Annotated in this window: 32 protein-coding genes, 1 tRNA gene and 1 pseudogene; 15 read left to right on the top strand and 19 right to left on the bottom strand. The window is 69.2% G+C overall.

What is annotated here, in order from left to right; translation table 11 throughout:
• On the bottom strand, window positions 1-501 hold the full coding sequence (locus ACLD7X_RS07050; protein ID WP_411422823.1) for a DUF2214 family protein: 501 nt from the start codon (window positions 499-501) through the stop codon (window positions 1-3).
• Between the two features lie 184 nt (window positions 502-685).
• Between ACLD7X_RS07050 and ACLD7X_RS07045 the strand changes: the two genes are divergently transcribed.
• The 5 genes from ACLD7X_RS07045 to ACLD7X_RS07025 are packed head-to-tail and all read left to right on the top strand — an operon-like array spanning window position 686 to window position 3221.
• Complete coding sequence (locus ACLD7X_RS07045) at window positions 686-1606, top strand: sigma-70 family RNA polymerase sigma factor (RefSeq protein ID WP_411422822.1); 921 nt, start codon at window positions 686-688, stop codon at window positions 1604-1606.
• A 38-nt stretch (window positions 1607-1644) separates the two neighbouring features.
• Window positions 1645-1995, top strand: a complete 351-nt coding sequence (locus ACLD7X_RS07040) for a YkvA family protein (RefSeq protein WP_411422821.1) — start codon at window positions 1645-1647, stop codon at window positions 1993-1995.
• Between the two features lie 5 nt (window positions 1996-2000).
• Window positions 2001-2333, top strand: a complete 333-nt coding sequence (locus ACLD7X_RS07035; protein ID WP_411422820.1) for a hypothetical protein — start codon at window positions 2001-2003, stop codon at window positions 2331-2333.
• 59 nt (window positions 2334-2392) lie between these two features.
• Window positions 2393-2689: a hypothetical protein gene (locus tag ACLD7X_RS07030; RefSeq protein WP_411422819.1), complete on the top strand. Its 297-nt coding sequence runs from the start codon at window positions 2393-2395 to the stop codon at window positions 2687-2689.
• Window positions 2690-2708: 19 nt separating this feature from the next.
• A complete protein-coding gene (locus tag ACLD7X_RS07025) occupies window positions 2709-3221 on the top strand; it encodes a phosphate-starvation-inducible PsiE family protein (protein ID WP_411422818.1) in 513 nt (170 codons plus the stop codon).
• Here the strand turns inward: ACLD7X_RS07025 and ACLD7X_RS07020 are convergent.
• On the bottom strand, window positions 3157-3690 hold the full coding sequence (locus tag ACLD7X_RS07020) for a Nif11 domain/cupin domain-containing protein (protein WP_411422817.1): 534 nt from the start codon (window positions 3688-3690) through the stop codon (window positions 3157-3159). The genes ACLD7X_RS07025 and ACLD7X_RS07020 overlap by 65 nt on opposite strands.
• Entirely contained in the window at window positions 3683-4192 is a 510-nt protein-coding gene (locus ACLD7X_RS07015; protein ID WP_411422816.1) for a GNAT family protein, read from the bottom strand. Before ACLD7X_RS07015 ends, ACLD7X_RS07020 begins: the two co-directional genes overlap by 8 nt.
• Before the next feature lie 182 nt (window positions 4193-4374).
• Between ACLD7X_RS07015 and ACLD7X_RS07010 the strand changes: the two genes are divergently transcribed.
• Both ACLD7X_RS07010 and ACLD7X_RS07005 read left to right on the top strand, forming a co-directional pair.
• Complete coding sequence (locus tag ACLD7X_RS07010; RefSeq protein WP_411422815.1) at window positions 4375-4740, top strand: AbrB family transcriptional regulator; 366 nt, start codon at window positions 4375-4377, stop codon at window positions 4738-4740.
• 135 nt (window positions 4741-4875) lie between these two features.
• The gene (locus tag ACLD7X_RS07005) at window positions 4876-5322 is read left to right on the top strand and encodes a c-type cytochrome (RefSeq protein ID WP_411422814.1); all 447 of its coding nucleotides are present in this window, start codon (window positions 4876-4878) and stop codon (window positions 5320-5322) included.
• Between the two features lie 21 nt (window positions 5323-5343).
• Here ACLD7X_RS07005 and ACLD7X_RS07000 read toward each other — a convergent pair whose 3' ends face one another.
• Entirely contained in the window at window positions 5344-5613 is a 270-nt protein-coding gene (locus ACLD7X_RS07000) for a YciI family protein (protein ID WP_411422813.1), read from the bottom strand.
• Window positions 5614-5768: 155 nt separating this feature from the next.
• Here ACLD7X_RS07000 and ACLD7X_RS06995 point away from each other — a divergent pair, with 155 nt between their 5' ends.
• Entirely contained in the window at window positions 5769-6029 is a 261-nt protein-coding gene (locus tag ACLD7X_RS06995) for a hypothetical protein (protein WP_411422812.1), read from the top strand.
• A pseudogene (locus ACLD7X_RS06990) lies at window positions 6029-7258 on the top strand (aminotransferase class I/II-fold pyridoxal phosphate-dependent enzyme); the annotation flags it as partial. The gene ACLD7X_RS06995 and the pseudogene ACLD7X_RS06990, both read left to right, overlap by 1 nt.
• Here ACLD7X_RS06990 and ACLD7X_RS06985 read toward each other — a convergent pair.
• From ACLD7X_RS06985 to ACLD7X_RS06975, 3 genes are read right to left on the bottom strand one after another with little or no spacing between them, the layout of a single operon-like run.
• Entirely contained in the window at window positions 7222-7413 is a 192-nt protein-coding gene (locus ACLD7X_RS06985) for a DUF2256 domain-containing protein (RefSeq protein ID WP_411422811.1), read from the bottom strand. The pseudogene ACLD7X_RS06990 and the gene ACLD7X_RS06985 overlap by 37 nt on opposite strands.
• Window positions 7414-7428: 15 nt before the next feature.
• Window positions 7429-8223, bottom strand: a complete 795-nt coding sequence (locus ACLD7X_RS06980) for a class I SAM-dependent methyltransferase (RefSeq protein ID WP_411422810.1) — start codon at window positions 8221-8223, stop codon at window positions 7429-7431.
• Window positions 8220-8897 carry a DUF938 domain-containing protein gene (locus ACLD7X_RS06975; RefSeq protein ID WP_425625114.1) on the bottom strand — a complete coding sequence of 226 codons (678 nt, stop codon included), beginning with the start codon at window positions 8895-8897 and terminating at the stop codon, window positions 8220-8222. Before ACLD7X_RS06975 ends, ACLD7X_RS06980 begins: the two co-directional genes overlap by 4 nt.
• On the opposite strand from ACLD7X_RS06975, the gene ACLD7X_RS06970 reads away from it, so the two are divergent.
• The gene (locus tag ACLD7X_RS06970) at window positions 8890-9099 is read left to right on the top strand and encodes a hypothetical protein (protein ID WP_412006863.1); all 210 of its coding nucleotides are present in this window, start codon (window positions 8890-8892) and stop codon (window positions 9097-9099) included. The genes ACLD7X_RS06975 and ACLD7X_RS06970 overlap by 8 nt on opposite strands.
• On the opposite strand, the gene trpA is transcribed toward ACLD7X_RS06970, so the two are convergent.
• The 3 genes from trpA to ACLD7X_RS06955 are packed head-to-tail and all read right to left on the bottom strand — an operon-like array spanning window position 9076 to window position 10500.
• Window positions 9076-9891 carry a tryptophan synthase subunit alpha gene (gene trpA / locus ACLD7X_RS06965; RefSeq protein WP_412006864.1) on the bottom strand — a complete coding sequence of 272 codons (816 nt, stop codon included), beginning with the start codon at window positions 9889-9891 and terminating at the stop codon, window positions 9076-9078. The genes ACLD7X_RS06970 and trpA overlap by 24 nt on opposite strands.
• Window positions 9892-9919: 28 nt before the next feature.
• On the bottom strand, window positions 9920-10270 hold the full coding sequence (locus ACLD7X_RS06960; RefSeq protein WP_411422808.1) for a DUF3007 family protein: 351 nt from the start codon (window positions 10268-10270) through the stop codon (window positions 9920-9922).
• Complete coding sequence (locus ACLD7X_RS06955; protein ID WP_411422807.1) at window positions 10267-10500, bottom strand: NAD(P)H-quinone oxidoreductase subunit L; 234 nt, start codon at window positions 10498-10500, stop codon at window positions 10267-10269. Before ACLD7X_RS06955 ends, ACLD7X_RS06960 begins: the two co-directional genes overlap by 4 nt.
• 62 nt (window positions 10501-10562) lie before the next feature.
• Between ACLD7X_RS06955 and ACLD7X_RS06950 the strand changes: the two genes are divergently transcribed.
• Window positions 10563-10646, top strand: a tRNA-Leu gene (locus tag ACLD7X_RS06950).
• On the opposite strand, the gene ACLD7X_RS06945 is transcribed toward ACLD7X_RS06950, so the two are convergent.
• The 4 genes from ACLD7X_RS06945 to ACLD7X_RS06930 all read right to left on the bottom strand — a co-directional run bounded on the left by ACLD7X_RS06945 (window position 10628) and on the right by ACLD7X_RS06930 (window position 14178).
• Window positions 10628-11362: an aquaporin gene (locus tag ACLD7X_RS06945; protein ID WP_411422806.1), complete on the bottom strand. Its 735-nt coding sequence runs from the start codon at window positions 11360-11362 to the stop codon at window positions 10628-10630. The genes ACLD7X_RS06950 and ACLD7X_RS06945 overlap by 19 nt on opposite strands.
• Window positions 11363-11422: 60 nt before the next feature.
• Window positions 11423-11725 carry a hypothetical protein gene (locus ACLD7X_RS06940; RefSeq protein ID WP_411422805.1) on the bottom strand — a complete coding sequence of 101 codons (303 nt, stop codon included), beginning with the start codon at window positions 11723-11725 and terminating at the stop codon, window positions 11423-11425.
• A gap of 95 nt (window positions 11726-11820) precedes the next feature.
• Window positions 11821-12528, bottom strand: a complete 708-nt coding sequence (locus ACLD7X_RS06935) for a hypothetical protein (protein ID WP_425625113.1) — start codon at window positions 12526-12528, stop codon at window positions 11821-11823.
• A 306-nt stretch (window positions 12529-12834) separates the two neighbouring features.
• Complete coding sequence (locus ACLD7X_RS06930; protein WP_425625111.1) at window positions 12835-14178, bottom strand: glycosyltransferase family 39 protein; 1344 nt, start codon at window positions 14176-14178, stop codon at window positions 12835-12837.
• Window positions 14179-14611: 433 nt separating this feature from the next.
• Between ACLD7X_RS06930 and ACLD7X_RS06925 the strand changes: the two genes are divergently transcribed.
• Together ACLD7X_RS06925 and ACLD7X_RS06920 are read left to right on the top strand one after the other, a co-directional pair.
• Entirely contained in the window at window positions 14612-15313 is a 702-nt protein-coding gene (locus tag ACLD7X_RS06925; RefSeq protein ID WP_411422802.1) for a dienelactone hydrolase family protein, read from the top strand.
• 4 nt (window positions 15314-15317) lie between these two features.
• Window positions 15318-16010 (top strand): phosphoribosyltransferase, encoded by a 693-nt coding sequence (locus ACLD7X_RS06920; RefSeq protein WP_411422801.1) that lies wholly within the window; start codon window positions 15318-15320, stop codon window positions 16008-16010.
• Here the strand turns inward: ACLD7X_RS06920 and ACLD7X_RS06915 are convergent.
• The 3 genes from ACLD7X_RS06915 to ACLD7X_RS06905 are packed head-to-tail and all read right to left on the bottom strand — an operon-like array spanning window position 16001 to window position 19289.
• Window positions 16001-16765 (bottom strand): succinate dehydrogenase/fumarate reductase iron-sulfur subunit, encoded by a 765-nt coding sequence (locus ACLD7X_RS06915; protein ID WP_411422800.1) that lies wholly within the window; start codon window positions 16763-16765, stop codon window positions 16001-16003. The two genes, ACLD7X_RS06920 and ACLD7X_RS06915, sit on opposite strands and share 10 nt — an antisense overlap.
• Complete coding sequence (locus ACLD7X_RS06910; RefSeq protein WP_411422799.1) at window positions 16762-18678, bottom strand: fumarate reductase/succinate dehydrogenase flavoprotein subunit; 1917 nt, start codon at window positions 18676-18678, stop codon at window positions 16762-16764. The genes ACLD7X_RS06915 and ACLD7X_RS06910 overlap by 4 nt, the downstream gene beginning before the upstream one ends.
• A complete protein-coding gene (locus ACLD7X_RS06905; RefSeq protein ID WP_412007095.1) occupies window positions 18675-19289 on the bottom strand; it encodes a succinate dehydrogenase/fumarate reductase transmembrane subunit in 615 nt (204 codons plus the stop codon). Before ACLD7X_RS06905 ends, ACLD7X_RS06910 begins: the two co-directional genes overlap by 4 nt.
• A 113-nt stretch (window positions 19290-19402) precedes the next feature.
• On the opposite strand from ACLD7X_RS06905, the gene ACLD7X_RS06900 reads away from it, so the two are divergent.
• The gene (locus ACLD7X_RS06900) at window positions 19403-19795 is read left to right on the top strand and encodes a transglycosylase SLT domain-containing protein (protein WP_411422797.1); all 393 of its coding nucleotides are present in this window, start codon (window positions 19403-19405) and stop codon (window positions 19793-19795) included.
• Between the two features lie 36 nt (window positions 19796-19831).
• Here ACLD7X_RS06900 and ACLD7X_RS06895 read toward each other — a convergent pair whose 3' ends face one another.
• Window positions 19832-20047, bottom strand: coding sequence for a hypothetical protein (locus ACLD7X_RS06895; protein WP_412007094.1), 216 nt, complete (start codon window positions 20045-20047; stop codon window positions 19832-19834).
• A 91-nt stretch (window positions 20048-20138) separates the two neighbouring features.
• On the opposite strand from ACLD7X_RS06895, the gene ACLD7X_RS06890 reads away from it, so the two are divergent.
• Window positions 20139-20804, top strand: a complete 666-nt coding sequence (locus ACLD7X_RS06890; RefSeq protein ID WP_411422795.1) for a Fe2+-dependent dioxygenase — start codon at window positions 20139-20141, stop codon at window positions 20802-20804.
• A 26-nt stretch (window positions 20805-20830) separates the two neighbouring features.
• Here ACLD7X_RS06890 and ACLD7X_RS06885 read toward each other — a convergent pair whose 3' ends face one another.
• A complete protein-coding gene (locus ACLD7X_RS06885; protein ID WP_411422794.1) occupies window positions 20831-22387 on the bottom strand; it encodes a multicopper oxidase family protein in 1557 nt (518 codons plus the stop codon).
• Between the last annotated feature and the right edge of the window lie 81 nt (window positions 22388-22468).

The raw sequence follows: 22468 nt of genomic DNA, 5'->3' as shown, positions 1-22468 counted from the left end.
TCAGACCAGTGGCGAGGAGGGCAGGCCCACGCCCCGGGCCATCAGGGTGGCGAGCAGGGGGATCAGGGCGAAGCCCACCAGTTCGATGTTCAGGATCCAGGCGAGACGGCTGGCCAGGGCTTCGCTCACCTGGGGAAGTTCGCCTTTCCGCAGCGGGATCGCCCAGAGGATGTAGGTGACGGTGGGGTAGAGGGAAAGGGCGCCTACGGAGAGGTAGAGACCCACCTTCCACCAGAACAGGGGGTTCTCGGTGTAGAAGCTGCTGCCCTGGCCGAAGTGGAGCACCCGCAGGATGCCGCTGCCGAGCAGGGCCAGGGCTGCCAGGCCGTACACGATGTCGGTGATCACCATCAGGGTGGCGTCCTGACGGCTGGGGTTGGGGGCGATCAGCCGCCGCTCCAGGACCAGGGCCCCGAAACAGACCATGAAGCTGAGGTAGTGCACGTAGGCCACGCCGGCGCGCGGCAGGACGTCGGCAGGGAGTGCAGCCAGCAGCGCCATGCAGCGGGGACAATGGGAGGGCGCACGGTAGCGGGGGGCAGGGGGGAAATGTGAAATGTTTGCGGAAGAACGAATCTGAAGTGTTTCTGAGATTGGAAAGGAAGTTGGAAAGTTGGAAGCTTTTCCGCTGGTTCTTTGTTCCGCTCGAAAACTCCGTAGGTTCAATTCAGTGCACAGGCGAACCATGGCGAGCTCCTTGAGCGCCTATCTCGGCGAAATCGGCCGTCACCAGCTGCTCACGCCCGAGCAGGAGCTGACCCTCGGCCGGAAGGTGCAGGCGATGGCCGTTCTGCAGGAGCGTTGCCGCGAAGCCGGTGGCCAGGGGCCGGCCTGTGAGTACAACGATGTGGAGAAGCGCACCCTGCGGGTGGGTGAGCGGGCCAAGAACCAGATGATCACCGCGAACCTGCGGCTGGTGGTCAACCTGGCCAAGCGTTACCAGAACAAGGGGCTGGACCTGCTCGATCTGATCCAGGAGGGCACCCTCGGCCTGACCCGGGCGGTCGAGAAGTACGACCCCACCCGTGGTCACCGTTTCAGCACCTATGCCTACTGGTGGATCCGCCAGGGGCTCAACCGGGCGCTCTCCACCCAGAGCCGCACGATCCGGATTCCCGTCAACGTGAACGAGAAGCTCACCCGCTTGCGCGCCGCCAAGGCCCGCTACCTCCAGTCCCATGGCGTTGCCCCCTCGCCAGCGGCGTTGGCCCGCATGCTCGAGCTCTCGGTCGGCGAAGTGGAGGAACTGCTCGGCTGTGAGCTCCGCAGTGTCACCGTGAGCCTCCAGGGTGTGGTGAAGTCGAAGTCCGATCCCTCCGAGCTCGTGGATGTGCTCCCCAGCCCGGATCTGGCGCCAATGGAGCGGGCTGAGCTGGCCGAGCGCAGCGCCTCGGTCTGGACCCTGCTGGACCGTTCCAACCTCACCCCCAAGGAGCGCACGGTGTTGATGTTGCGCTTCGGGCTGGATGGGAGCCACGAGTGGCGCACCCTCGCCGAAGTGGCGCGCCAACTGGAGTGCAGCCGGGAATATTGCCGGCAGGTGGTGCAGCGAGCCCTGCGCAAATTGCGGAAAACCGGCATCGAGAGCGGTCTGGTCGAGGCCTGAAACGCCCAACAATGGCGAAGTAGGCCGCTGAGCTGACCGTGACCCAACCCGTCGATGCCGAGGTGCTGGAAAGCACGGTGGTGGACGAGGCCCTGTTGCTGAAGTTGCTGCGTCGTGCCGGGCGGGGCCTGGCGCGACCGGCCCTCGAATGCCTCGAGTTGCTCCTGGACTCGGAAACCCCGGCGCCAGCCAAGCTCACCGTGCTGGCCGCCCTCACCTACCTCCTGGTGCCCCTGGATCTGATTCCGGATTTCATTCCGGTGGCCGGATTCAGTGACGATCTGGTGGCGGTCACGGCCCTGCTGGGCATCTGTGGTCGGCACCGCACCGAGGCCATCCGCTTGCGGGCCCAGCGCAGACTGGATCGCTGGTTCCCCCTCGGTCGCTGATCGCGATGGATTCCCTCACCGCAGAGCAGCTGGACGATCTCCAGGCGTTTGTGAAGGACTGGCTGCGCCACACCGGCCGCACCCAGGCCGACCTGCGCCGGGCCCTTCAGGCCAGTTCGATCCGGATGCCGGTGCTGCTGGAGTCCCTGCAGCGCACCTATGCCGGTGAGGGCCTCACCGGCCTGGCCCACCAGCTCTGTGGCATCGAGGACCGCTGGCAGCGGGAGGACAGTGCCCCCCCCTCCGGGGCGGATGGCGACCGCGATGCAGGGGAGTCCTCACTCGGCCAGCTCGACCTGCTGCTCCAGGAGATCCTCAGTGAGGATCTGAAGGGCTGAAGAGCTGCAGGGCTGGGGCGCTGAAGGCAGAGTGGGGTGACACAGCCCCAGCAGAAGCCATGCCCGAATCGCCCCGGCCGCTGCGACCCCTGATCCCCCTGCTCGGCGCCATGGCCTCCCGAGGTGCGCGCCTGGCCCTCGGCATCACCGCCGGCCTGGTCGCCCTCGCCCAACCCACCCTGGCCCAGAGGGAGAGTTATCTGCTCGGCCCGGGCAGTACGGTCGGACCCGCCACCAAGGTCAAGCCGAAGAACTGCGTCACGTCCCCGGATGGGACGATCACCTGCGACACCGAGCTGGAGAACTCACCCAGCGACACCAAGGCCAGGCCCCAGTACGAGATGTTCAACAATTGAGCGTCCAGAACCTTCTCCCATGCCCTCTCGACGGTTGAGCCGTGGCCGCCTGCACCGGCTCCTCGACGACGTGAATTACCTCCACGTGATCGACCGTGCCGAGCAGCAGCTCGCCAAGCTGCTCGGGCTCATCCTCATGGTGGTCATGCTGGCCGCCACAGCCCAGCTGGTCTGGCAGGTGGGCTGGGCCCTGACGGTCCCGAGCACCCCCTGGCTCGGTGAGAAGCTCAACCGGGTGCTCGGGGACCTGCTCAACCTGCTGATCGCCCTGGAGGTGCTGCAGAACATCACCTCCTACCTGCGCCGCCATGTGGTGCAGATCGAGCTGGTGCTGCTCACGGCCATGACCGCCGTGGCACGGAAGGTGATCGTGCTGCCCGCCGGGGCGGAGAGCAAGCCCCAGCTCCTGGCCGGCCTCGGGGTCGCCGTGCTGGCCCTGGCGGCGGCTTACTGGTTGGTGCGTTCCCTCACCCTGCGCAAGCCCCCTGCCAGAACAGGGCCAGCCATACGGATCCGGGAGCCGCGTCGGTAGCCACGACGCGATGGCGGCGATGGGCCGGAATCTGCACACTGTCACCGCGACAGAGTTCCCTCACCGTCGGTTCGTCGGCGAACTGAATCCGAGCGCTGCCCTGCAACAGGGTCACCCACTCGTGCTCGCTCTGGTCATACCAGAAGTCCGGAGGACTCGACGCCGCGCAGGAGTGGATCAGCTCGAGCCGCCAGCTGTCGCCACGCTCGAGCACCCGGGTGAACTCCTGGCCTGCCGGTGGACAGGGGCCGGCCAGAAGATGCTCGCCCCCTGCCGCTGAGGGCACGTCCTGCTCCCCCCAGCGTCGCCCGATCTCGAAGCCATGGCGTCGGGCCAGGGCGACCACCTGATGGTGGTGGTCGCAGTCGCGCAGAGCGCTGCGCAGATCGGGGTTGGCCTCGCTGAGCGCCACGAAGGCATTCAGCTGACGCACCTTCTCAAGGAACAGCTGCAGATGGGCTTCAGCCATGGCTGGATCCGGCGGACATGGGCTGTGGGTGCAGGGGCCTGATCATCCGCCAGCGCAGGAACCCTTGGTTGCCCAGTTGCACCGTTTCCTCCGCTTCCACGCTCCAGCCCCTTCGCAGCAAGAGTGGCCTGGAGAGCTGGCTGGCTTCGGTGCGCAATTGCTGCACCCCCTGCTGCCGGGCGTGGTCAGTGAGCCGCTCCAGAATCGCTGAGGCACGGCCCTGCCGGCAGGCCTGCCCGCGGCAGTAGAGCAGGGCGAGGCGATCGCCGGGATCCAGAATGCCGAACGCTTCGATTCGTGTCGGATCGTCGAGCGCGCAGCTGGCCACTCCATGGCCGTACCGAAGGCTGTCCCGCAGGACATTGCTCTGCGCAGCCTGCTGTGACCAGGCCGCAATCTGGGCAGGGGTGTAGAGGCCAACGGCCTGGCTGATCACCGCATCGCGATAGACGCCGATGAGCTGATCGAGATCGTCGGGCTGGAGCACACGCAGGGAGATCATCCACCCCATCGCTTCTGGCCGAGTTCTACCACTGGCCTGCGGGTCGGCGGGGTTGGGCCTCCTGAGTGGGCAACATCCCGGGCGGATATCCACTCGTAAGCGGATCGCTTGTCAACAGCATGCGCTGGTGTACATTTCGGATGTAAACAGAGGGAACATTCCCCCTACTACCTTTCTGATCGATGCTCACCGGATCTGAACTGCTGGCCAAGGTCAAAGAGCTTGGTGACGTGGGCAAGTCGGAGATCGTCCGTGCCTGCGGCTACGTGTCCACGAAGAAGGACGGTGGCGAGCGCCTCAACTTCACCGCCTTCTATGAGGCCCTGCTGGAGGCCAAGGGCGTGGAGCTTGGTGGTTCTGGCAAGGTCGGCAAAGGTGGGCGCAAGCTCAGCTATGTCGCCACCGTTCAGGGCAATGGCAACCTGCTCATTGGCAAGGCCTACACCGCGCTGCTCGACCTCAAGCCGGGCGACGAATTCGAAATCAAGCTGGGTCGTAAGCAGATCCGCCTGATTCCGGCCGGCTCCACTGACGAAGACGAGGACTGATCGCTCGGCCCTGAGCCCTCAGACCCTCGGGACGGCTGTCGCCATGCGGCAGCCGTCCTTTTGTTGTGTGCGGCTGGTGGCGCCGGCCAGCCTGCTGCCCATTCAGAATTGTGGGCCCCCTGTGCTCTCCGCCCGATGGCTGTGTTGCCCGTGATCCCCTGCGGAGCGCTCGCGCCGATGCTGTTTCAGGGCCAGGGTGAGCCCAGTGCCGGACGCTCGCGTGCGTCCTGGCTGAGGAGGGTGGTGCCGCTCCTGGTCATGCTGCTGGTCATGCTGCTGTTGGTGGTGCTCCCCGCCCGGCCCGGATTTGCCCTGGCGGAGCATCAAGGGGGAGCCGTGCTGTTCGAGAATCACTGCGCCGGTTGTCACCTCAACGGTGGCAACATCATCCGCCGGGGCAAGACGCTCAAACTGGCTGCCCTGGAACGCCAGGGTGTGAACTCGGAGCAGGCGATCGCGGCAATTGCCGCCGCTGGCATCGGACAGATGGGCGGCTATGAAAGCGTGCTGGGCGAAGAGGGAGTCGGTGCCGTCGCGGCCTGGGTCTGGCAGCAGGCCCAGGCCGGTTGGCCCCGGGGCTGACAGCCACGGCGATCAGCCCGTTCAGAACGCCTGGATCCAGGGGTGAATCTCCACGGCCGTCCAGATGCCGTGGCGCCAGTAGGTGTCGTTCTTGACCCACTCCTCGACCTGTTCCCGCGATTCGGCCTCATAGATGCCGAACACATGGGTGCTTCCTTCGGTGGGCCCCAGGGTGATCAGGGTGCCGGCATCCTTCTGACGCTGCAGCCCGGCCAGGTGGTCTTCACGGTAGGGGGCACGCTTGTCCAGGGCGTTGTCGCAGTAGGTGCCCCAGAGGACGAATCGGGCCATGGTTGTATCGCTCCAGATCCCGACCCTATCGGCCGGTCTTTCCCCGTCCCGGCGGAGCTTCGTCTCGAAAGCGGAATCGTTGTCTGCGGGGCCTTGGTCAAGCCCCGCCGGGTGGTGATAGGAAGGGGCCCCCGATCCCCCCTTTCTCACCCGCGATGCTGATCCGCTCCGCTGCTCTGGCTGTCCTTGCCATCGGAGCAGCCCTGCCTTCCCAGGCCAACATGATGGATTTCATGATCCGCAAGTACTGCCTCGCTGCGGTGAATGACGAAGTCAAGGCTTCCGGCAAACCGGCCCCCGCCGGGATGGCCGACTACACCTGCGATTGTGTGGTGCAGGAGATGAAGAACCGCAAGTCGCAGGAGCAGGCCAAGGCCACCTGCAAGGCCCGTACGGCCGAGAAGTACAACCTCTGATGATCCTGGCTGCCGGGCGCGGCTGCGGCCCCCCCGGCGCCCACCCCAGAACCTTCGCCATGGCGCCTTCCCTTCCAGGTCCCTCTGCGAGGCTGGCGGGGGTGCTCAGCCCGGTCATTCCCGAACTGGCCGCCCTGGTCGCCCGCTCCCCGGGCACCCTGTCCCTCGCCCAGGGCATGGTCGCCTGGGGGCCGCCCGCCACGGTGCAGGAGGCGATCCACCAGGCGTTGGCCGAGAACGACGGGTCGCTTGACCGCTATGGCGGCGTCGGCGGCGATCCGGCGTTGCTGGCGGCGGTGGCGGAGACCCTCGGCACGGTCCACGGCCTCGACCTGGAGGGGAGCAACCTGCTGGCGACCGCCGGCAGCAACATGGCCTTCAACGCCATCGCCCAGGTTCTGTGTGACGGTCCGGCCGCCGAGCCCGGCGAGGTCCTCCTGCCGCTGCCCAACTACTTCAACCATGTGATGGCGATCCAGCTGGCCGGGGGGCGTCCTGTGGCGGTGGATGCCGGGCTGGTTCCCGATCCGGACCGCTTGGCGGCCGTGATCACCCCCCGCACCCGGGCGATCGTGACGGTCTCCCCCAACAACCCCAGCGGGGTGGTGATGCCCCCGGAGGTCCTGGCCGCCATCAACACCCTCTGCGCCCGCCAGGGCCTGCTGCACATCAGCGATGAGGCCTATGCCCTGTTCACCCATGGCCAGCGGCCCCACTGGAGCCCGGGGGCCCAGCCCGGCAGCGGCGCCCACACCGTGACGCTCCAGACCCTCTCGAAGGCCTACGGCATGGCGGGCTGGCGGGTCGGTTACATGGCGGCGCCCCGCGCCTTCACCAGTGCCCTGGCCAAGGTGCAGGACACCGTGATGATCTGTCCCCCGCGGCTGATCCAGCGGGCCGCCGTGGCGGCCCTCGCGGCGGGCCCCGCCTGGTGCGCGCCGCGGATCAGCGCCCTGGATCAGCGGCGACGGCAGCTGCTGGAGGCGGTGGAGCAGGAGCGCCGGCGGGGGCTGCCGGTGCGGCTGCTCGGCGAACCGGAGGGGGCGTTCTATGCCCTGCTGGCGGTGGACTCTGCTGGCCTCAGCGGTGACGGGTTGATGCGACGGCTCGTGCTGGAGCATCGGGTCGCCGCCATCAGCGGCGAGAGCTTCGGGCTGGATCCCGAGGTGCACGGACCCACCCTGAGGCTGAGTTACGGCCTGTTGTCGGAGCCGGAGCTCGCCGAGGCGCTCCGTCGCCTGTTCGACGGGCTGCGGGCTGTCCTGCGGCAGCGCTCGGAGCAGTAGCGCACCTCCTGCCAGACGCGTGTCCACTTGCGCCGCCACTGAAAGGGGCGCCCACAGAAGGCGCAGATCTTGGTGGGTCGGTCGGCGTGGTGGGGCACAGGGAGACGGGAGGGTCAACGCATCGGGCCAGGGCCACCCGCACCATCGCCAGCCGGATCAACCCTGCCCCAGCGTCCCATGAACGGCCAGCGCAGCGGCAGGGGCGTGCTGCCCTGCCCCGGCCACTGGCGGCCCAGGGCGGCCTCCAGGGGCTCGAGCAGCTCCAGGCCCTGGTGGCGGCTCCGCTGCAGCGCCGACCAGGTGCCGATGTGCCCGAGCAGATCGCTGAGCCGCCAGTGGCGCTCGATCCAGAGACCCTGGAGAAACGGTTCCTCGAGGCCGGGGAAGGCAAGACCGGCGTAGCGCTGCTCCACCCAGTCGCATTCCGGTGCCCACCAGGGCCGCAGCACCACGGTGCGGAACTGCTCCAGGGTCGACTGCAGGCGTGCGTCCGGGATCTGGAGCGGCAGGTAACCGATCCAGGCCAGCAGAGCCCCGGGGCGCGCCACCCGGCGAACCTCGGCGTTGAAGGCCTCCGCGTCGAACCAGTGCACGGCCGCGGCGACCAGCACCCCGTCCACACTGGCGCTCTCCAGTCCGCTGGCTTCCGCCGGGGCCAGGCGGTACTCGATCAGGGGGTGCGGCCGGCCTGCGGCCAGCTGGGCGGCACTGGCATCGGTGGCGATCACCTGCAGCCCGCGCTCCGCCAGGTCCAGGGCGGCCTGGCCACTGCCGCAGCCACAGTCCCACACCCGGGCCCCGTGCCCGAGACGCGCGGTGAAGGCCTCGAAAAAGGGGGCGGGATAGGTGAGGCGGTGACGGGCATAGGCGGTGGCCACGGCTCCGAACAGATCGCTGGCCTCGCTCATGGAGCTCCCGCCCGACGGCGCCAGATGAGGGTCCGGTTCTCGGCCGGCATCGCCACATCCGCCACCGACTCCAGTCCGAGGTTGCCGGCCTGATGCTTCAGCTGCTCCGCATCCCGCACCCCCATGGCCGGATCGAGCTCGCGCAGATGGGCGTCGAAGGCAGCGTTGCTGGCCGCCGTGTGCACCCCCCCATCGCAGAAGGGGCCATAGAGCAGCAGCAGCCCGCCTGGACCCAGCACCCGGCTGCTGCCCGCCAGGAAGGCGGCCACGGCTCCGGTGTCCATGATGTGGGCGGTGTTGGCGCTGAACACGGCGTCGTAGGGCCCCACCGGCCAGTCCTGGGGTTGGGTCACATCGAGGACCAGGGGGAGGTGGAGCCCGGACCCTGCAGCGAGCTGGCTGGAGCCCTCCAGGCTGATGCGCTCGGCGAGTGGCGCCATGGCCTCGGCCCGCTCGCTCGGCTGCCAGACAAGGCCCTCCAGCTGCTGGGTGAAGAACACGGCGTGCTGGCCGCTGCCTGAGCCCACCTCCAGCACCCGGGCTGCCGGGGGCAGCCAGCGGCGCAGCACCGCGAGCAGGGGGACGCGGTTGCGTTCACAGGCGGCGGAGAACAGCAACGGCGGAGCCTGGGGGCTGGGGCCATCATGGGGCAGTTGCGATCGGTCGATGGCCACGCCACCACGCCGCTTCAACGCAGGCCCGACCCAGGTTTCGCGCGATCCGCTCCTGGTGTTGTTGAGACCGCTGCTGCTGAGCCTGGCCCTGCTCAGCAGCCTGGGGGCCTGCGGACCGGCCTGGCGTGCCGGGGCCTCTGCCGGGACCCCGAGTTCCGCCGGGATGCTCGGCGCAGGTTCACTGGTCCAGGCCGGCCCGTAGTTCGGCGCAGAACCGCCCGGCGGCGGCGGCCACATCGGCGTGTTGGGCGCCGGCTTCCGCCATCGCCTTCACCAGGGCACTGCCGACGATCGCGCCGTCGGCGCCCCAGTCGCGCACCTGGCGTGCCTGCTGGGCTCCGGAGATGCCGAACCCCACCGCCACCGGGGTCTCCCCCTGCGTCTTGAGCTGGCTTACCAGGGAGCCGACACGGGCCTCCAGGTTGGTGCGCACCCCCGTCACGCCCGTGACGCTCACCAGATAGGTGAAACCGCGGCTGGCTGTGTGAATCCGCGCCATCCGCCCGGGCGGGGTGGTGGGGGCCACCAGCAGCACCAGATCCAGGCCTTCCGCCGCGGCGATCGGGGAGAGCTTCTCGGCTTCCTCCAGGGGCAGGTCCGGCACCACCAGGCCGGCCGCCCCGGCCTGGGCCGCCGCCTGGCAGAAGGCCTCCATGCCCCGGTTGAGCAGGGGGTTGCTGTAGGTGAACAGCACCACCGGGATGGTGAGTTCTCCCTGCAGGCCGGCCAGCATCGCCAGCACCCGGTCAGGCGTGGTGCCGGCCGCCAGGGCGCGGCCGGCCGCCGCCTGAATCACAGGGCCATCGGCCAGGGGATCGCTGTAGGGGATGCCGAGCTCCACCAGATCCGCACCGGCGCCCTGGAGGGCCAGCAGCGTGGCCGCGGTGGTGGCCAGATCGGGATCTCCCGCCATCAGAAAGGGCATCAGGGCACAGCGGCCCCCGGCGCGGAGATCGTTGAAGCGCTGCTGGATCGGGGTCGGGGCAGAGAGCACAGCGGCGCAACGGGTCCTGGAGGTGAGCCTATGCCTCGCCCCGCACGGGATCGGCTTCGGGATCGAGCTGGCCGGTCTCCCGCAGCAGCTGCAGCTGTTCCTCCGGGCTGAGGGCGGCGAACTTGCGCTCCAGTTCCTCGGTGGTGGCCGCGTCGTAGGCCTCGCGGTAGGTGCGGCGCTGCTGCATGTAGGTCATGTTGCCGCTGATGGCCCGCAGCAGGTAGGTGGCGGTCCAGCCCACCACCAGCACCATCAGGAGGGCGGAGGCGGCGATGCCGGCGGAGAAGCCCTGGAAGCCATTGGCCTGGAACAGGGCATAGCCTCCACCGCCCACCGCGAAGACCAGCAGCCCGACCAGCAGGGATTGCCCCTTGGTCATCGGGCGCCCTGGCCTGCCATGCGCAGATTGATGAAGGGTGCAAAGAGAATCAGACCTGGGAAGAACAGGAACACCAGGCCGTAGACCCCGAAACGCTCCAGCTTGCCCATGACGGTCCAGCGCTTCGCCATCCAGGCGTAGAGAGCCAGGGGGATCGCCACCAGGTAGGCGCCGGCCAGCACCCCATAGAGGCCGAGAACCAGCAGGGTATCGGATGAAATCGCGCTCATGAACCCAGGCAGCGGCACGGCGATGGTGGGGCAGGTTGGGGCAAATCTAAAGTGCCCGGGCCGGGGGCATGGCGGAATCGGTAGACGCAGCGGACTTAAAATCCGCAGACGGCGACGTTGTGGGGGTTCAAGTCCCCCTGCCCCCATGGCTGGCGCCTGAAGCGACCGAACGCCAGGACCAGAGTCGGGATCGCAGCCAGCTGGCGAAGCTGCGGTCCTGCTCGGGACTCCCCAGGCCGACCAGCACCAGCCCGGCGGCCAGCCCCTGGGCCAGCAGCTGGTCCAGGAGCGGCGACGGCAGGGATCCGGCCCCCTGCCGCAGGGCCAGGGCCACCGACAGGGCAGGGTTCAGCACCCCGCTGCCCAGCAGGCCGGCGAGGGCCGCGAACACCGTGAGGCCGGCCCCGATCACCATCCCGCTGAGGGGCTGGGAGAAGGGGCAGAGCTTCCCTTCCCGGGCCCAGCTCACGATCAGCACCAGCAGGGCCGTCGTGAACACCAGTTCGGGGCCGAACGGAGTGGCACTCGCGCTGGTGTGCGCCGGAGGCAGGGTGGATCCGAGACCCAGGATGACGGCCATGGCGCCGGCCAGTTGGGCCAGCCAGTAGGCGAGCAGCTCCCGTCGACGGTCGCCCCGCCGGAGCATCAGCACCAGGCTCACGGCTGGATTGAAGTGGGCTCCGCTGATCCGGCCGAAGACGTGGATCAAGGTCGCCACGGTGAGGCCCACAAACAGGGCCTGGCCGAGGGGTTCGCTGGCCAGTTGCGGAGCGCAGATGGCGGCGTAGGCGATGGCGGCGGTGCCGCTGGCCTCACAGCCCAGGCGCAACGGCAGGGAAGCGCCCACCAGCAGGTCAGCCACAGGTCAGCCAGACCTTAGGGATGGGCTCGCCAAGCCGCCAGCCCAGGACCCACCGGACCCTCAGTGGAGCAGCAGCACCAGATACAGCGTTCCCAGCGCCGCCACCCAGGGCCACCAGGCCGAGCGCCGCGGTCGGGCGGTGAGCTGTTGGAGTCGCCGGTCGATCGCGCTCAGCAGCTGGCTGGTGCGGCTGGCATCGACCACGTTGCCCGCCCGGCGGTGGTCATCCCACAGCAGGACGTGGCGTTCCCGCAGATCCAGCAGGGCATCCACCAGCGCCTCGCGTCGGTAGGGGCTCGCCGGGGATTTCGCCTGGCCCGATGGCCGGGCTCGCCAGGAGGCAGACCGGGGGGGGAGGGACATGGCTCCCCGTGGATGGGGGTGCTTCCATCCTGTCCATGGGGGGGCGATCGGGCAACACGCCCGGGGTCTGACGCCACACCGCTTCACAGGCGGCCTCACGGCTGATCACCCCGGCTGAGCCGTCCCGGGCGGGGAACATTCATTTCCGGCCACAGGAACGTGTTGAACCGTCGGCTCCCCAGGGTCGGCTGGTGTCTGAGCGTGTTCTTCTCAGACAGACTCACCACGGCACCCAGCCGGTCGGCGAGTTTGACGCACTGCTGGAACCCCTGATTCGTGTAGCACTGCACATCCAGCTGATTGCAGCCACTCGGTGGCCTCAGGCCAGCCTGGAACGGCTGAATGCTGCAGAAGATCGGTTTGGTGTAGAGGTGGCGAAGTCTGTAGAAATCAGCCAGGGAGTAGTTCGCGAAAAAATGGTCATCCACCTGGATTCCATCGCCGTGGCGCGCTTCATGGACCAGCTCCGGGATGCTCATGGAGCGGTACTGAGGCGATTGCACCCAGACCACCGGGATCAGCCCCTGGCGGCGGGCTTCCTGGGCAACCTCCTGTTGCACAGGGTCCGAGACTTTCCGGTAATCGAGAAACACCACCCTGTAGGCGCTGGCACGGATTTGCGCCATCACCTGGGGGAGGTTCCCATGGGTGGTGTGAAACCAGATCTGGGGCTGGGACAGCCAGGTTCCGTTGGGCGCTGCGGCGATGGCCGCTCCCGGCACCAGGGCCAGCCCCGCCGCGGCCAGCAGGGAGCCCAGGGCTTGCCATCCGCCGGAATTGATCATCACCATCGCAACCAGCACTCTGGAATGACTGGACCTCAGCAGGCCGGCGAAGCTCCTGCCCCGGGCTGGGGCCACGCTGGGCCCTGGCCCCTGAAGTCGTTATAGGTGGCCGTTGTGGCGGCCACCACGACGGGGCATGGGTCAGCCCGGTGAGGGGCGTGGCCGCAGCTGCCGCGATCCCCTCACCGGCACGCCGATGGTTCCGGTTGCCCTTCAGGCACGGATGGCAGGCCTCGCGGCTCCGACGGGCACTGGGCCGGCTTCCGCGGAAGTGGCAGGGTTGTTCGGCGGCTCCAGGCGCTCGAGGATGGTTGCGACGGCGCTTCAGGAGGTGGGCGCTGCCAGGACCACCTGGCCCAGTTGGTTCCTGTACACGATGGCGCCACTGCCTGGATGGGAGTACGACTCCGTGAACTGGAGCCTGGTGTGCGGAGCCAGCCTCTGGGCCAGAGAGATGGCCTCTCCGAAACTCGTCGGCGAGTTCACAATCTCCATGGCGCTGCCTGGGTAGGCATCCAGAAAGTAGGCGAGCACAGCGGGCTGGTGGATCGCATAGCGGCTCCACCACGTCTCGGCCGTGAGGATGGCCCTGCAGGAGAGGGCACCGCCAAGCAGGCAGGCCACCAGCAGGCCAACCCCCAGCACACGGCCGTGGCTGGATCTGAGCAGTGCCCAGAAGTTGGCGGCCACCAGGATCTGAAAGCCAAGGAGGCCTGGCAGCAGATAGCGCGTGACCAGGGCGTGTTGTCCCCCGGTCAGGCGATCCCCCAGCTCCAGCACCAGCACGTTGGCCAGCAGCAGCAGCAGCAGCGCTGACCAGCCACCTGAGGGGCTGCGACGGGCCAGGAGGACAGCCCCGCTCAGGCTGAGGCCAACGACCAGGGGGAGTGCGCCGAGGGCCCATCCCTGCGGCAGCGGATGGCCCAGGTCGAGGAAGGGGGAGCTCCAGTGCAGGCTGCGGAGCGTGCCGAAGGGCAGGGATGGGGGAGGCTCCCGCAGCCAGGCGGTGTGCTGGATCAGCGCCTCCCGCCTGGAGACCATGATTCCGGCCCACGGCAGGAAACCCAGCAGGGCCAGGCCGGTTGCCGAGGCCCAGCGGCGCCGATGGCCGGTGGGATTGCGGCGCAGCAGGGCATGGAGGCCATGGCTGAGCGGAATCAGCAGAAACAGCAGGCTGGTGTAGAGGCCAGCCAGCAGCAGCAGGCCATAGAGGCCCCAGGTCAGCCGGTCTGGAGCCCGCCGCAGGCGGAGGTAGGCGGCACTGGCCAGGGCCGTCAGCAGCACCAGCAGGCTGTAGGGACGCGCCTCCTGGGCGTAGAGCAGCTGCAGCGGTGACACGGCCATGGTTCCTGCGGCCGTGGTGGCGAGGCCGATCGAGCCCGAGACCTCCATGGCGAGCCAGAACATGGCCGGCAGGGCGAAAAGGCTGAACAGGGCTGAGAGTTGACGAACATGTTCCATCGATGCGCCGAGCCCTTCACGCACCAGACGCGCCAGCAGGAAGTAGAGCGGAGGATGTTCGGGGTGGCGAACCAACTCCCGCAGGGTGTCTCTCCAGCCATGCGCTTCGGAGAGATTCAGATAGCGCTGCAGATCCTCGGCCCTCAGATCAGCCGAAGGGGAGATCAGCAACTCCCGCTCGGCGGATGGAAAGCCAGCGCTGCGCAACGCCGTGTAGACCTCATCGTGAGAGAGCCAGTGGTGGCCTGGATCGTGAAACCGCAGTGCTGCGCCCAGGCCGATCAGCGCAGGCAGGAGCCAGAACGTCCAGCCGATCGAGAGTCCAGGGAGTCGCCAGGATCGCTCCGGAATGTTCTGGTTGGGCGCACTGTCAGAACGGTTGTGAGAGCTTGTGTGAGAGCTTGATGGTGGGCCATCCATCGCTTCATCGAGCTCTTGAAAGATCCTAGGAAGCTCGGTTCAGCTGTCAGCCGATCCCGGCATGGCTCATGGCTGCTCATCTGAAGCCCATGGATCAGCCGGATCGGATGGCCGCCAGTGGTTCCACCCCCAGGGCGTCCGCGCGCCGGTTGTGGCCAACAGCCCGGTCGTGACGCACAGCCCGGTTGTGGCTAACACCAGGGAAGCCTCCAGGGGCCCCGTGAGCCGGACGACGACCCCAGCGCGTGACGTCAGCCTCGTGTCGGCCGGGGCCACCCTCGCGGGCGTGCTGACCCTGCCGGAGCCGGCAGCGGGGCTGGTGCTGTTCGCCCATGGCAGCGGCAGCAGCCGCTTCAGCCAGCGCAACCGGTTTGTGGCCGATGTGCTGGTGCAGGCGGGACTGGGCACGCTGCTGTTCGATCTCCTCACTCCGGCCGAGGAGCGGATCGACCGGCTCGATCGCTCCCTGCGCTTCGCGATTCCCCTGCTCAGCGGCCGTCTGGTCGGGGCGATCGACTGGGGCAGCAACTGCCCGGAGCTGCGCCACCTGCCCCTGGGGTTGTTCGGTGCCAGCACCGGTGCCGCCGCTGCCCTGGTTGCGGCCGCGGAGCGCCCGGCTGTGGTCGCGGCGGTGGTCTCCCGGGGCGGACGCCCCGACCTGGCTGCCGATGCCCTGGCTCAGGTCGGATGCCCCACCCGGCTGATCGTCGGTGGCCGGGACACGACGGTGCTGGAGCTCAACCGCCAGGCCGCCGCCCGGCTTCGCAGCCCTCACGACCTCCTGATCGTGCCCGGTGCCACCCATCTGTTCGAGGAGCCCGGCGCCCTCGAGCAGGTGGCCCAGCTGGCCCGCGACTGGTTTCGCCGGCATCTGGTCGGAGCACCCCCCGCCCAGGAGGCCCGATCCCCCATGCCCCCCTGACGTCATGGCCCATCACCCACCGCTGTGGACCAACCGCCACCAGGCCGGCCTCGAACTGGCGGCGGTGCTGGCCAGGGGCCAGGAGCTCGACCCCCGCACCCTTCTGCTCGGCCTTCCCCGCGGGGGCGTGCCGGTGGCGGCCGCGATGGCCGCCCGGCTCGGGTTGCCCCTGGCCACCTGGTCGGTGCGCAAGGTCGCCGATCCCACCTGGCCGGAGCTGGCGATCGGGGCGGTGGCCGCCGGTGGGGTGGTGGTGTGGCGCAACGGGGACGGGGCGATCCGCCGGGCCACCACGGCCAGGATGCATGGCTGGCTGCGGGAGCAGGAGGAGGAACTGAGGCGCCGCCAGGAGGTCTTCGGTGATCCGCCGGGGGAGCAGCTGCGCGGCCGGCCGCTGATCGTGGTGGACGACGGCATCGCCACCGGCATGACCGTGAAGGCGGCCCTGCTCTCGCTCCGCAGGCTCGCCCCGGCCTCGCTGGTGCTCGCCGTGCCGGTGGTCGACCGCGCCATCGCCTCCGAGCTGGCGCAGCTGGTGGATCGCTTCGAGGCCCTGGCCGTCGTCGACGATCTCCGCGCCGTCGGCCTCTGGTACGAGCACTTCGAGCAGCTACGGGACGATCAGGTGCTGGCGCTGCTGAACCAGCCGCGCGCTGGTTCGGCCCCGGCACCTGCGGGACTCCTCGATCAACCCTGAGCGGCCTTGCCCAGGGGGGGCCTGCCCTCCCGGTGCATCCAGCTGATCCAGTCAGCGGAGATCTGTTTGGGGCAGACGGCCTCGCATTCCAGGTTGCTGCTGCAGCTCCCGAAGCCCTCCGCCGCCATCTGGGCCTGCATCGAGCTGGCCCGCCTGGCCCGCTCGGGCTGTCCCTGGGGCAGCTGGCCCAGGTGGGCCAGCTTCGCGGCCACGAACAGGCTGGCTGAGGCATTGCGGCAACTGGCCACGCAGGCCCCGCAGCCGATGCAGGCGGCGGTCGCGAAGGCCGAGGCCGCCTGGTCGCGGCCCACCAGGAGGGCGTTGCCATCGCTGGCCTGTCCGGTGTTGACCGAGCAGTAGCCCCCCGCTGCGATCAGGCGGTCCAGGGCGCTGCGGTCCACCACCAGATCCTGAATCGGCGGGAACGCCCGGGCCCGCCATGGCTCCAGGGTGAGGCAGTCCCCATCCCGGAACTGGCGCAGGTAGAGCTGGCAGACGGTGGTCGCGGCCTGGGGACCATGGGCCTGGCCGTTCACCAGGAAGCCGCAGCTGCCGCAGATGCCCTCCCGGCAGTCATGGTCGAAGTGCACCGGCCGCTCACCGGCGGCGATCAGCTGTTCGTTGAGGTGATCGAGCGCTTCCAGCAGCGAGAGGTCCACGCACAGCCCCACCAGCTCGTACGCGCGGAAGGCCCCGGGGCCCTCGGGGGTTTCCTGGCGCCAGATGCGCAGCTTCAGGTTGAGGGTGCGGCTCATCGGTAGCTGCGGGTGCTGGGTTGCAATGCCGTGAACGTCAACGGCTCGCTGTGGCGGATGGGATCCGTCGCCTCTCGGTACTCCCATGCGGCGATGTGGGCGAAGTGCTCGTCATCCCGGCGTGCCTCGCCTTCCGGTGTCTGGTGCTCCGAGCGGAAGTGCGCACCGCAGGATTCCTCCCGTGCCAGGGCATCCAACAGCATCAGCTGGGCCAGCCCGAGGAAATCCGCCACCCGCAGGGCCTTCTCCAGTTCAGGGTTCGGGCCTTCGGCACTGCCGGGGATGCTCACCTCGGCATGGAAGCGGCGCTCGAGCGCCGCAACCTCCGCCAGGCCGGCCGTCAGAGCCTCCGCTTCGCGGTTGATGCCACAGCGTTCGATCATCACGCTCCCCAGTGCACGGTGGAACACATCCACCGGCGTCGATCCCCGCACCTGCAGCATCCCTGCGATGCGCTCCTGAGCCCGGGCCAGAGCGTCACGGCAGGCGGGGTGGTCGGCCGCCACCCCGGACGTGCCATGCCCCGCCAGCCAGGCGGTGACCGTGGCGGGGGCGATGAAGTAACCGTCCGCCAGGCCCTGCATCAGGGCGCTGGCTCCCAGGCGGTTCGCACCGTGTTCGGAGAAATTCGCCTCACCCAGCACGAACAGTCCGGGGATGGAGCTCATCAGGTTGTAGTCGACCCACAGGCCCCCCATCGTGTAGTGGGGCGCCGGGTAGATGCGCATCGGGGTGGTGCAGGGGTCGTCACCGGTGATGCGCTCGTACATCTCGAGGAGGTTGCCGTAGCGGGAAGTGATCACCGCCTCCCCCTGATCGCTGATCGCATCGCGCAGATCCAGGTAGACCGAGCGTCCTCCCGGACCCACGCCATACCCGGCGTTGCAGAGCTCCCGGGCGCGGCGGGAGGCGACATCCCGCGGAACCATGTTGCCGTAGGCCGGATACTGGCGCTCCAGGAAATAATCCCGTTCGGTCTCGGGAATCTCTGCCGGCGGACGGGTGTCCTCCTTCTGCCAGGGCAGCCAGACGCGGCCGTCGTTGCGCAGGCTTTCACTCATCAATGTGAGCTTGCTCTGGTACGCATCGCCGCTGGGAATGCAGGTGGGGTGGATCTGGGTGAAACAGGGATTGGCGAACAGGGCTCCCTGGCGATACGCCCTCCAGATCGCACTGGCGTTGGATTTGAGGGCATTGGTGGAGAGGAAATAGACGTTGCTGTAGCCGCCGGTGGCGAGCACCACCGCCTGGGCGGTGTGCACCTCCAGCGCGCCGGTCAGCAGATGGCGGCAGACCACCCCGCGCGCCACGCCCTCCACCGTGACCAGATCGAGCACATCGCGGCGGGGCAGCAGTTCGACCCGCCCAGCCGCCACCTGGCGCATCAGGGCCTGGTAGGCCCCGTACAGCAACTGCTGGCCGGTCTGCCCGCGGGCATAGAAGGTGCGACTGACCAGGGCGCCGCCGAAGCTGCGGGTGGCCAGGGTGCCGCCGTATTCCCGCGCGAAGGGCACCCCCTGGGCCACGCACTGGTCGATGATGGAGCTGCTGATCTCCGCCAGCCGGTGACAGCCGGCCTCCCGGGCCCGGAAGTCGCCGCCCCGCAGGGTGTCGGCGAACAGGCGGCTGACACTGTCCCCATCGACGGCCAGAGGGCGGGCGGCGTTGATGCCTCCCTGGGCGGCAACGGAGTGCGCCCGGCGCGGGCTGTCGTGGAAGGTGAGCACCTTCACCCGATAGCCCTGTTCCGCCAGGGTGGCCGCTGCCGAGGCGCCGGCCAGGCCGGTGCCCACCACCAGCACGTCCAGCCCGCGCTTGCGCAGGGGACTGATCAGCGGCAGCGATTCCCGGGTTCGTCGCCAGGCCTCCGCCAGCGGTCCGGCCGGCAGGCGGGGATCGGGAAGTCCGCTCATGGCTGGACACCGACCCACGCCGGGATTCCGAGCATCAGAGCCACCAGCGCAAAGCCGCCGCCGACGAGCACGGCCAGGCTCCGTCCGCTCAGGCGGATGGCGAGGGCATTCGACGGGCTCAGCAACCCCAGACTCCGCTGGGCGGCCTCGCCGCCATGGAAGAGGTGCAGGCCGGCGGCCAGTGCGCCGCAGACGTACAGCAGCAGCAGCGCCGGCTGCCGCAGCACCTCCTGCAGGGCGGCCAGCTCCAGGCCGGCGGAGGGACGCGGCCAGCGCAGCTGGACGAGATGCACCACCAGGAACCCGAGCAGCACGGCCCCTCCCCCCGCCTGGAACCGGGCTGCCCAGGCGGCCAGCGGGTCCCGCCGACGGCTGCTCAGGCGCGCGCGGTTGCCGGCCCTGGCGTTGCCCCAGGCCTTGTGCAGGCTCAGGCCGATGTGGGCCAGGGCCACCGCCAGCAGGGCGAGCTCCGCGGCCGGCAGCCAGGGGGCCTGGTGGAGGTGGGCCGCGTAGCGCTCGAAGGGGGCCGGGGCGACCACCGCCAGGGCAACACCGCCCAGGTGCAGCACCAGGAACAGCACCAGCAGCAGGCCCGTCCAGGAGAGGACCATCCTCGACCAATCCGCCACTTGCAGGGCACCCGGTTCTGGCGGCTCGATCGTAGGCAGCCCCTGGCCTGAACCCATGGGGCCCGGTACGTTCCGGTCCATCGCTCCTGCTGGAGATGGCCCTGCTGCTCCGGCCCTTAGGCCGCCCTCTGACCCTGCTGCTGCTCACGGGCCTGGGCCTTCTCGGGGCCGCGATCCCGTCCCGGGTTCTGGCCAACGAGACTCCCCGCGCCAATGCCCTCGCGGCGATCCGCCAGGTCTGGCCGGAGGAGCACATCGACAGCGCCATCCGCTTGGCCCATCTCGAGAGTGGCCTCTCGCCAACAGCCCGTGGCTGTGCCGGCGACTGTTTCGGCCTGTTCCAGATCCACTACATCGCCAACCGCCGGCTGATGGCGGCCATGGGGATCCACAGCCCCGAGCAGCTCCTGGATCCCATCGTCAATTCAACGGTGGCGTATCGGATCTTCCGCGAATCGGGCTGGGGACCCTGGGGCGTCGAGCCCTGAGCCGCCTGGCGGGCTCTCCGCGATGCTCAGGCCGTCTCAGCTCTCACCACCTTCGCCGCCTTCCCCACCTTCGCCGCCCTCGTTGTCCTTTTCGGCGTTCTGCTCGGCCGGTGAGCTGCCGGGAACGACCGTCTCCATCTGCTTGCCCCCCTGTTCACCGCCCTCCATGGGTTCCGGTGCCTTGCCGCAGCCCACGGTGGCGGCCACCAGACCAGCGGTGGCGAGGAAGAGGGCAAGGCTGGGGCGGGCCATGGCATGACACTGAGGCTGGTCCATTGTTGGAGGTGCTGCGCCAGGGGAGCTGCGCTTTTGCGACACCCCTGGGTGCCTTTCGTCACATCCGATGCGTTTCACGCTTGAGCCGCTGCTGGAGGCCCGTCAGCTGGAGGACCTCCGCAGCGCCCTGCTGGCCGATTCCGACGCCTGGCGTCCCGGTGCCGAGACCGCCGGCTGGCATGCGCGCACCGTCAAGCACAACCGCCAGCTCGACCGCACCTCTGCGCTCCAGGCCCGGCTGGCTCCGCGGGTGCTCGAGCCCTTGCTGCACCACCCCCTCATCCAGTCGGCCGCCCTGCCCCTGAGGGTGCACGGGTTGCTGTTCAGCCGCTCAGGGCCTGGGGAGGGCTACGGACGTCACGTGGACAATGCCTTCATGGCGGAGGGCCGCAGTGACCTCTCCTTCACCCTGTTCCTCAGTGATCCGGCCGCCTACGCGGGGGGAGCGCTAGTGCTGGAGTCGCCATCCGGGGAGGAGGCCCTGCGGTTGCCGGCGGGGCATGCCCTGGTGTACCCCAGCACCCTGCTGCACCGGGTCGAGCCCGTGACCCGGGGAGAGCGCCTGGTGGCGGTGGGTTGGATTCAGAGCCGCGTGCGCCATGCGGATCAGCGCGAGCTGCTGTTCGAACTCGACACAGCCCGCCGGGCGCTCTTCCGGCAGGAGGGCAAGAGCGAGGTGTTCGATCTGATCAGCCGCAGCTACACCAACCTGCTGCGCCGCTGGGGGGAGTGAGCCCCGTAGCCAGGGGGAGGGCGACCTCAGGCGATCTCCAGGATCCCCATCATCCCGCGCTCCTCGTGGTCGAAGATGTGGCAGTGGTACAGGGTGCGACCGGCAAAGTCCCGGAAGCGGATCCGCAGCCGCACGGTTTCGCCGGGACGCACCAGCACCACGTCCTTCCAGGCGCAGTGGGCACTGGGGATGTCCTGGCGGCTGATCACCTGGAAGGGGTTGATGTGCACGTGGAAGGGGTGATCCATCACCCCGTCGTTGGTGATCACCCAGTCTTCGGTCTCCCCCAGCCGCACCGTGGTGTCGACCCGGTCATGGGCGTAGGCGCGGTCATTGATCAGAAACGCCATCCCCAGCCCTGGTGCCATGGCGTGGCTGAGCCTGAAGTGTCGGGTGCGTGAGGGGGCCGGCAGGGGCTCGACCGCCAGCAGCTTCCGTGGCAGGGCCATCGGGGCCACCGATCCCTCGTAGCGCAGGGTGGCCAGGACCGCCGGGTTCTGCGCGGAGTCCCCGCGGCCCGGCCCCCTCCGCCCCATGCCGCCGTGATGGCCCCAGCCCCAGGGCCCCCCACCCATGCCGCCCCCACCCATGCCGCGCCCTCCCATCCCCTGCAGGCGGTCGTAGGGAAGGTCCAGCAGCCGGAAGCGGCCCCCCTCCCGATCGCCCCGCACCAGCACCTCGGCCCGCTCCCCTGGAGCCAGCAGCAGCTCCTCGAGCTCCACGGGGGCCTCGAGGGCGCCGCCATCGGTGGCGATCAGATGGAAGGGGTGGCCCTCCAGGGCGAGGCGCCAGATGCGGGCATTGGAGCCGTTCACCAGGCGCAGCCGCAGCAGGCCGCCGCGGGCGATCGCCAGGTCCGGCGCGAGGCTCCCGTTGACCGTGAGCACCGACCCTTCGCGGCCGAGCATGGTGTTCATGCCGGGACCCATACCACGACCCATACCGGGCCCCATGCCGGGCCCCATGCCGAAGCCCCCGCCGCTTGCCGCCGTGAGGCCGTCGGCGGGAAGGTCCTTGAGGAAGAGCACCTCGTCGGGAACGGCGCCCAGCTCCGGCAGGTCGTCGAGGCCCCCCCGCACCAGCAGCACCCCCCCGAGACCACCGAAGACCTGATCGGCCACGTGGCCGTGGCGATGGGGGTGGTAGTAGAAGGTGCCGGCCGGATGGTCGGGCGGAATCGTGAAGCTGTAGGTCTGGGATCCCCCGGGCGGCACGCTGAGGAAGACGTTGTCGGCCTGGCCATCGGGCGGAATGTGCAGCCCGTGGTAGTGCAGGTTGGTGGGCTGGCCCAGACGGTTGTGCAGCTGGAGGCGCACCCGATCCCCGGGTCTCACCTCCAGCAGCGGACCGGGCAGCAGGCCGTTGTAGGTGAGCACGGGCCCTGTCACCCCCGGAATGGGCAGGTTCCGCACCTCAGCGACCAGATCGAGCTCCAGGCGGCCGTCCACGGAGCGCAGCCGTGCGGGCAACCTGGCCGGGGGAGCCGTGCCGGGACGGCTCAGGCCCGAGCGGCCGATCAGCACCATCCCGGTGGCGGCAGCCGCCAGGGTGAGGAAGGAGCGGCGGGGCAGGGCAGGGAGCATGGATCGCGTGCCTCCCTTGGGATGGCCTCAACCTAGGAACGCCGCCGCGTCCCGGCCGCTGGCCCTCCAGGCCTTCGCTGC

This window comes from Aphanothece microscopica RSMan92 (genome assembly GCF_046613545.2).
In the GTDB taxonomy this organism is placed as follows: Bacteria; Cyanobacteriota; Cyanobacteriia; order PCC-6307; family Cyanobiaceae; genus NIES-981.
Note: the sequence above shows the minus strand (reverse complement) of the source record. Positions and strands in the feature narration are given on the sequence as shown.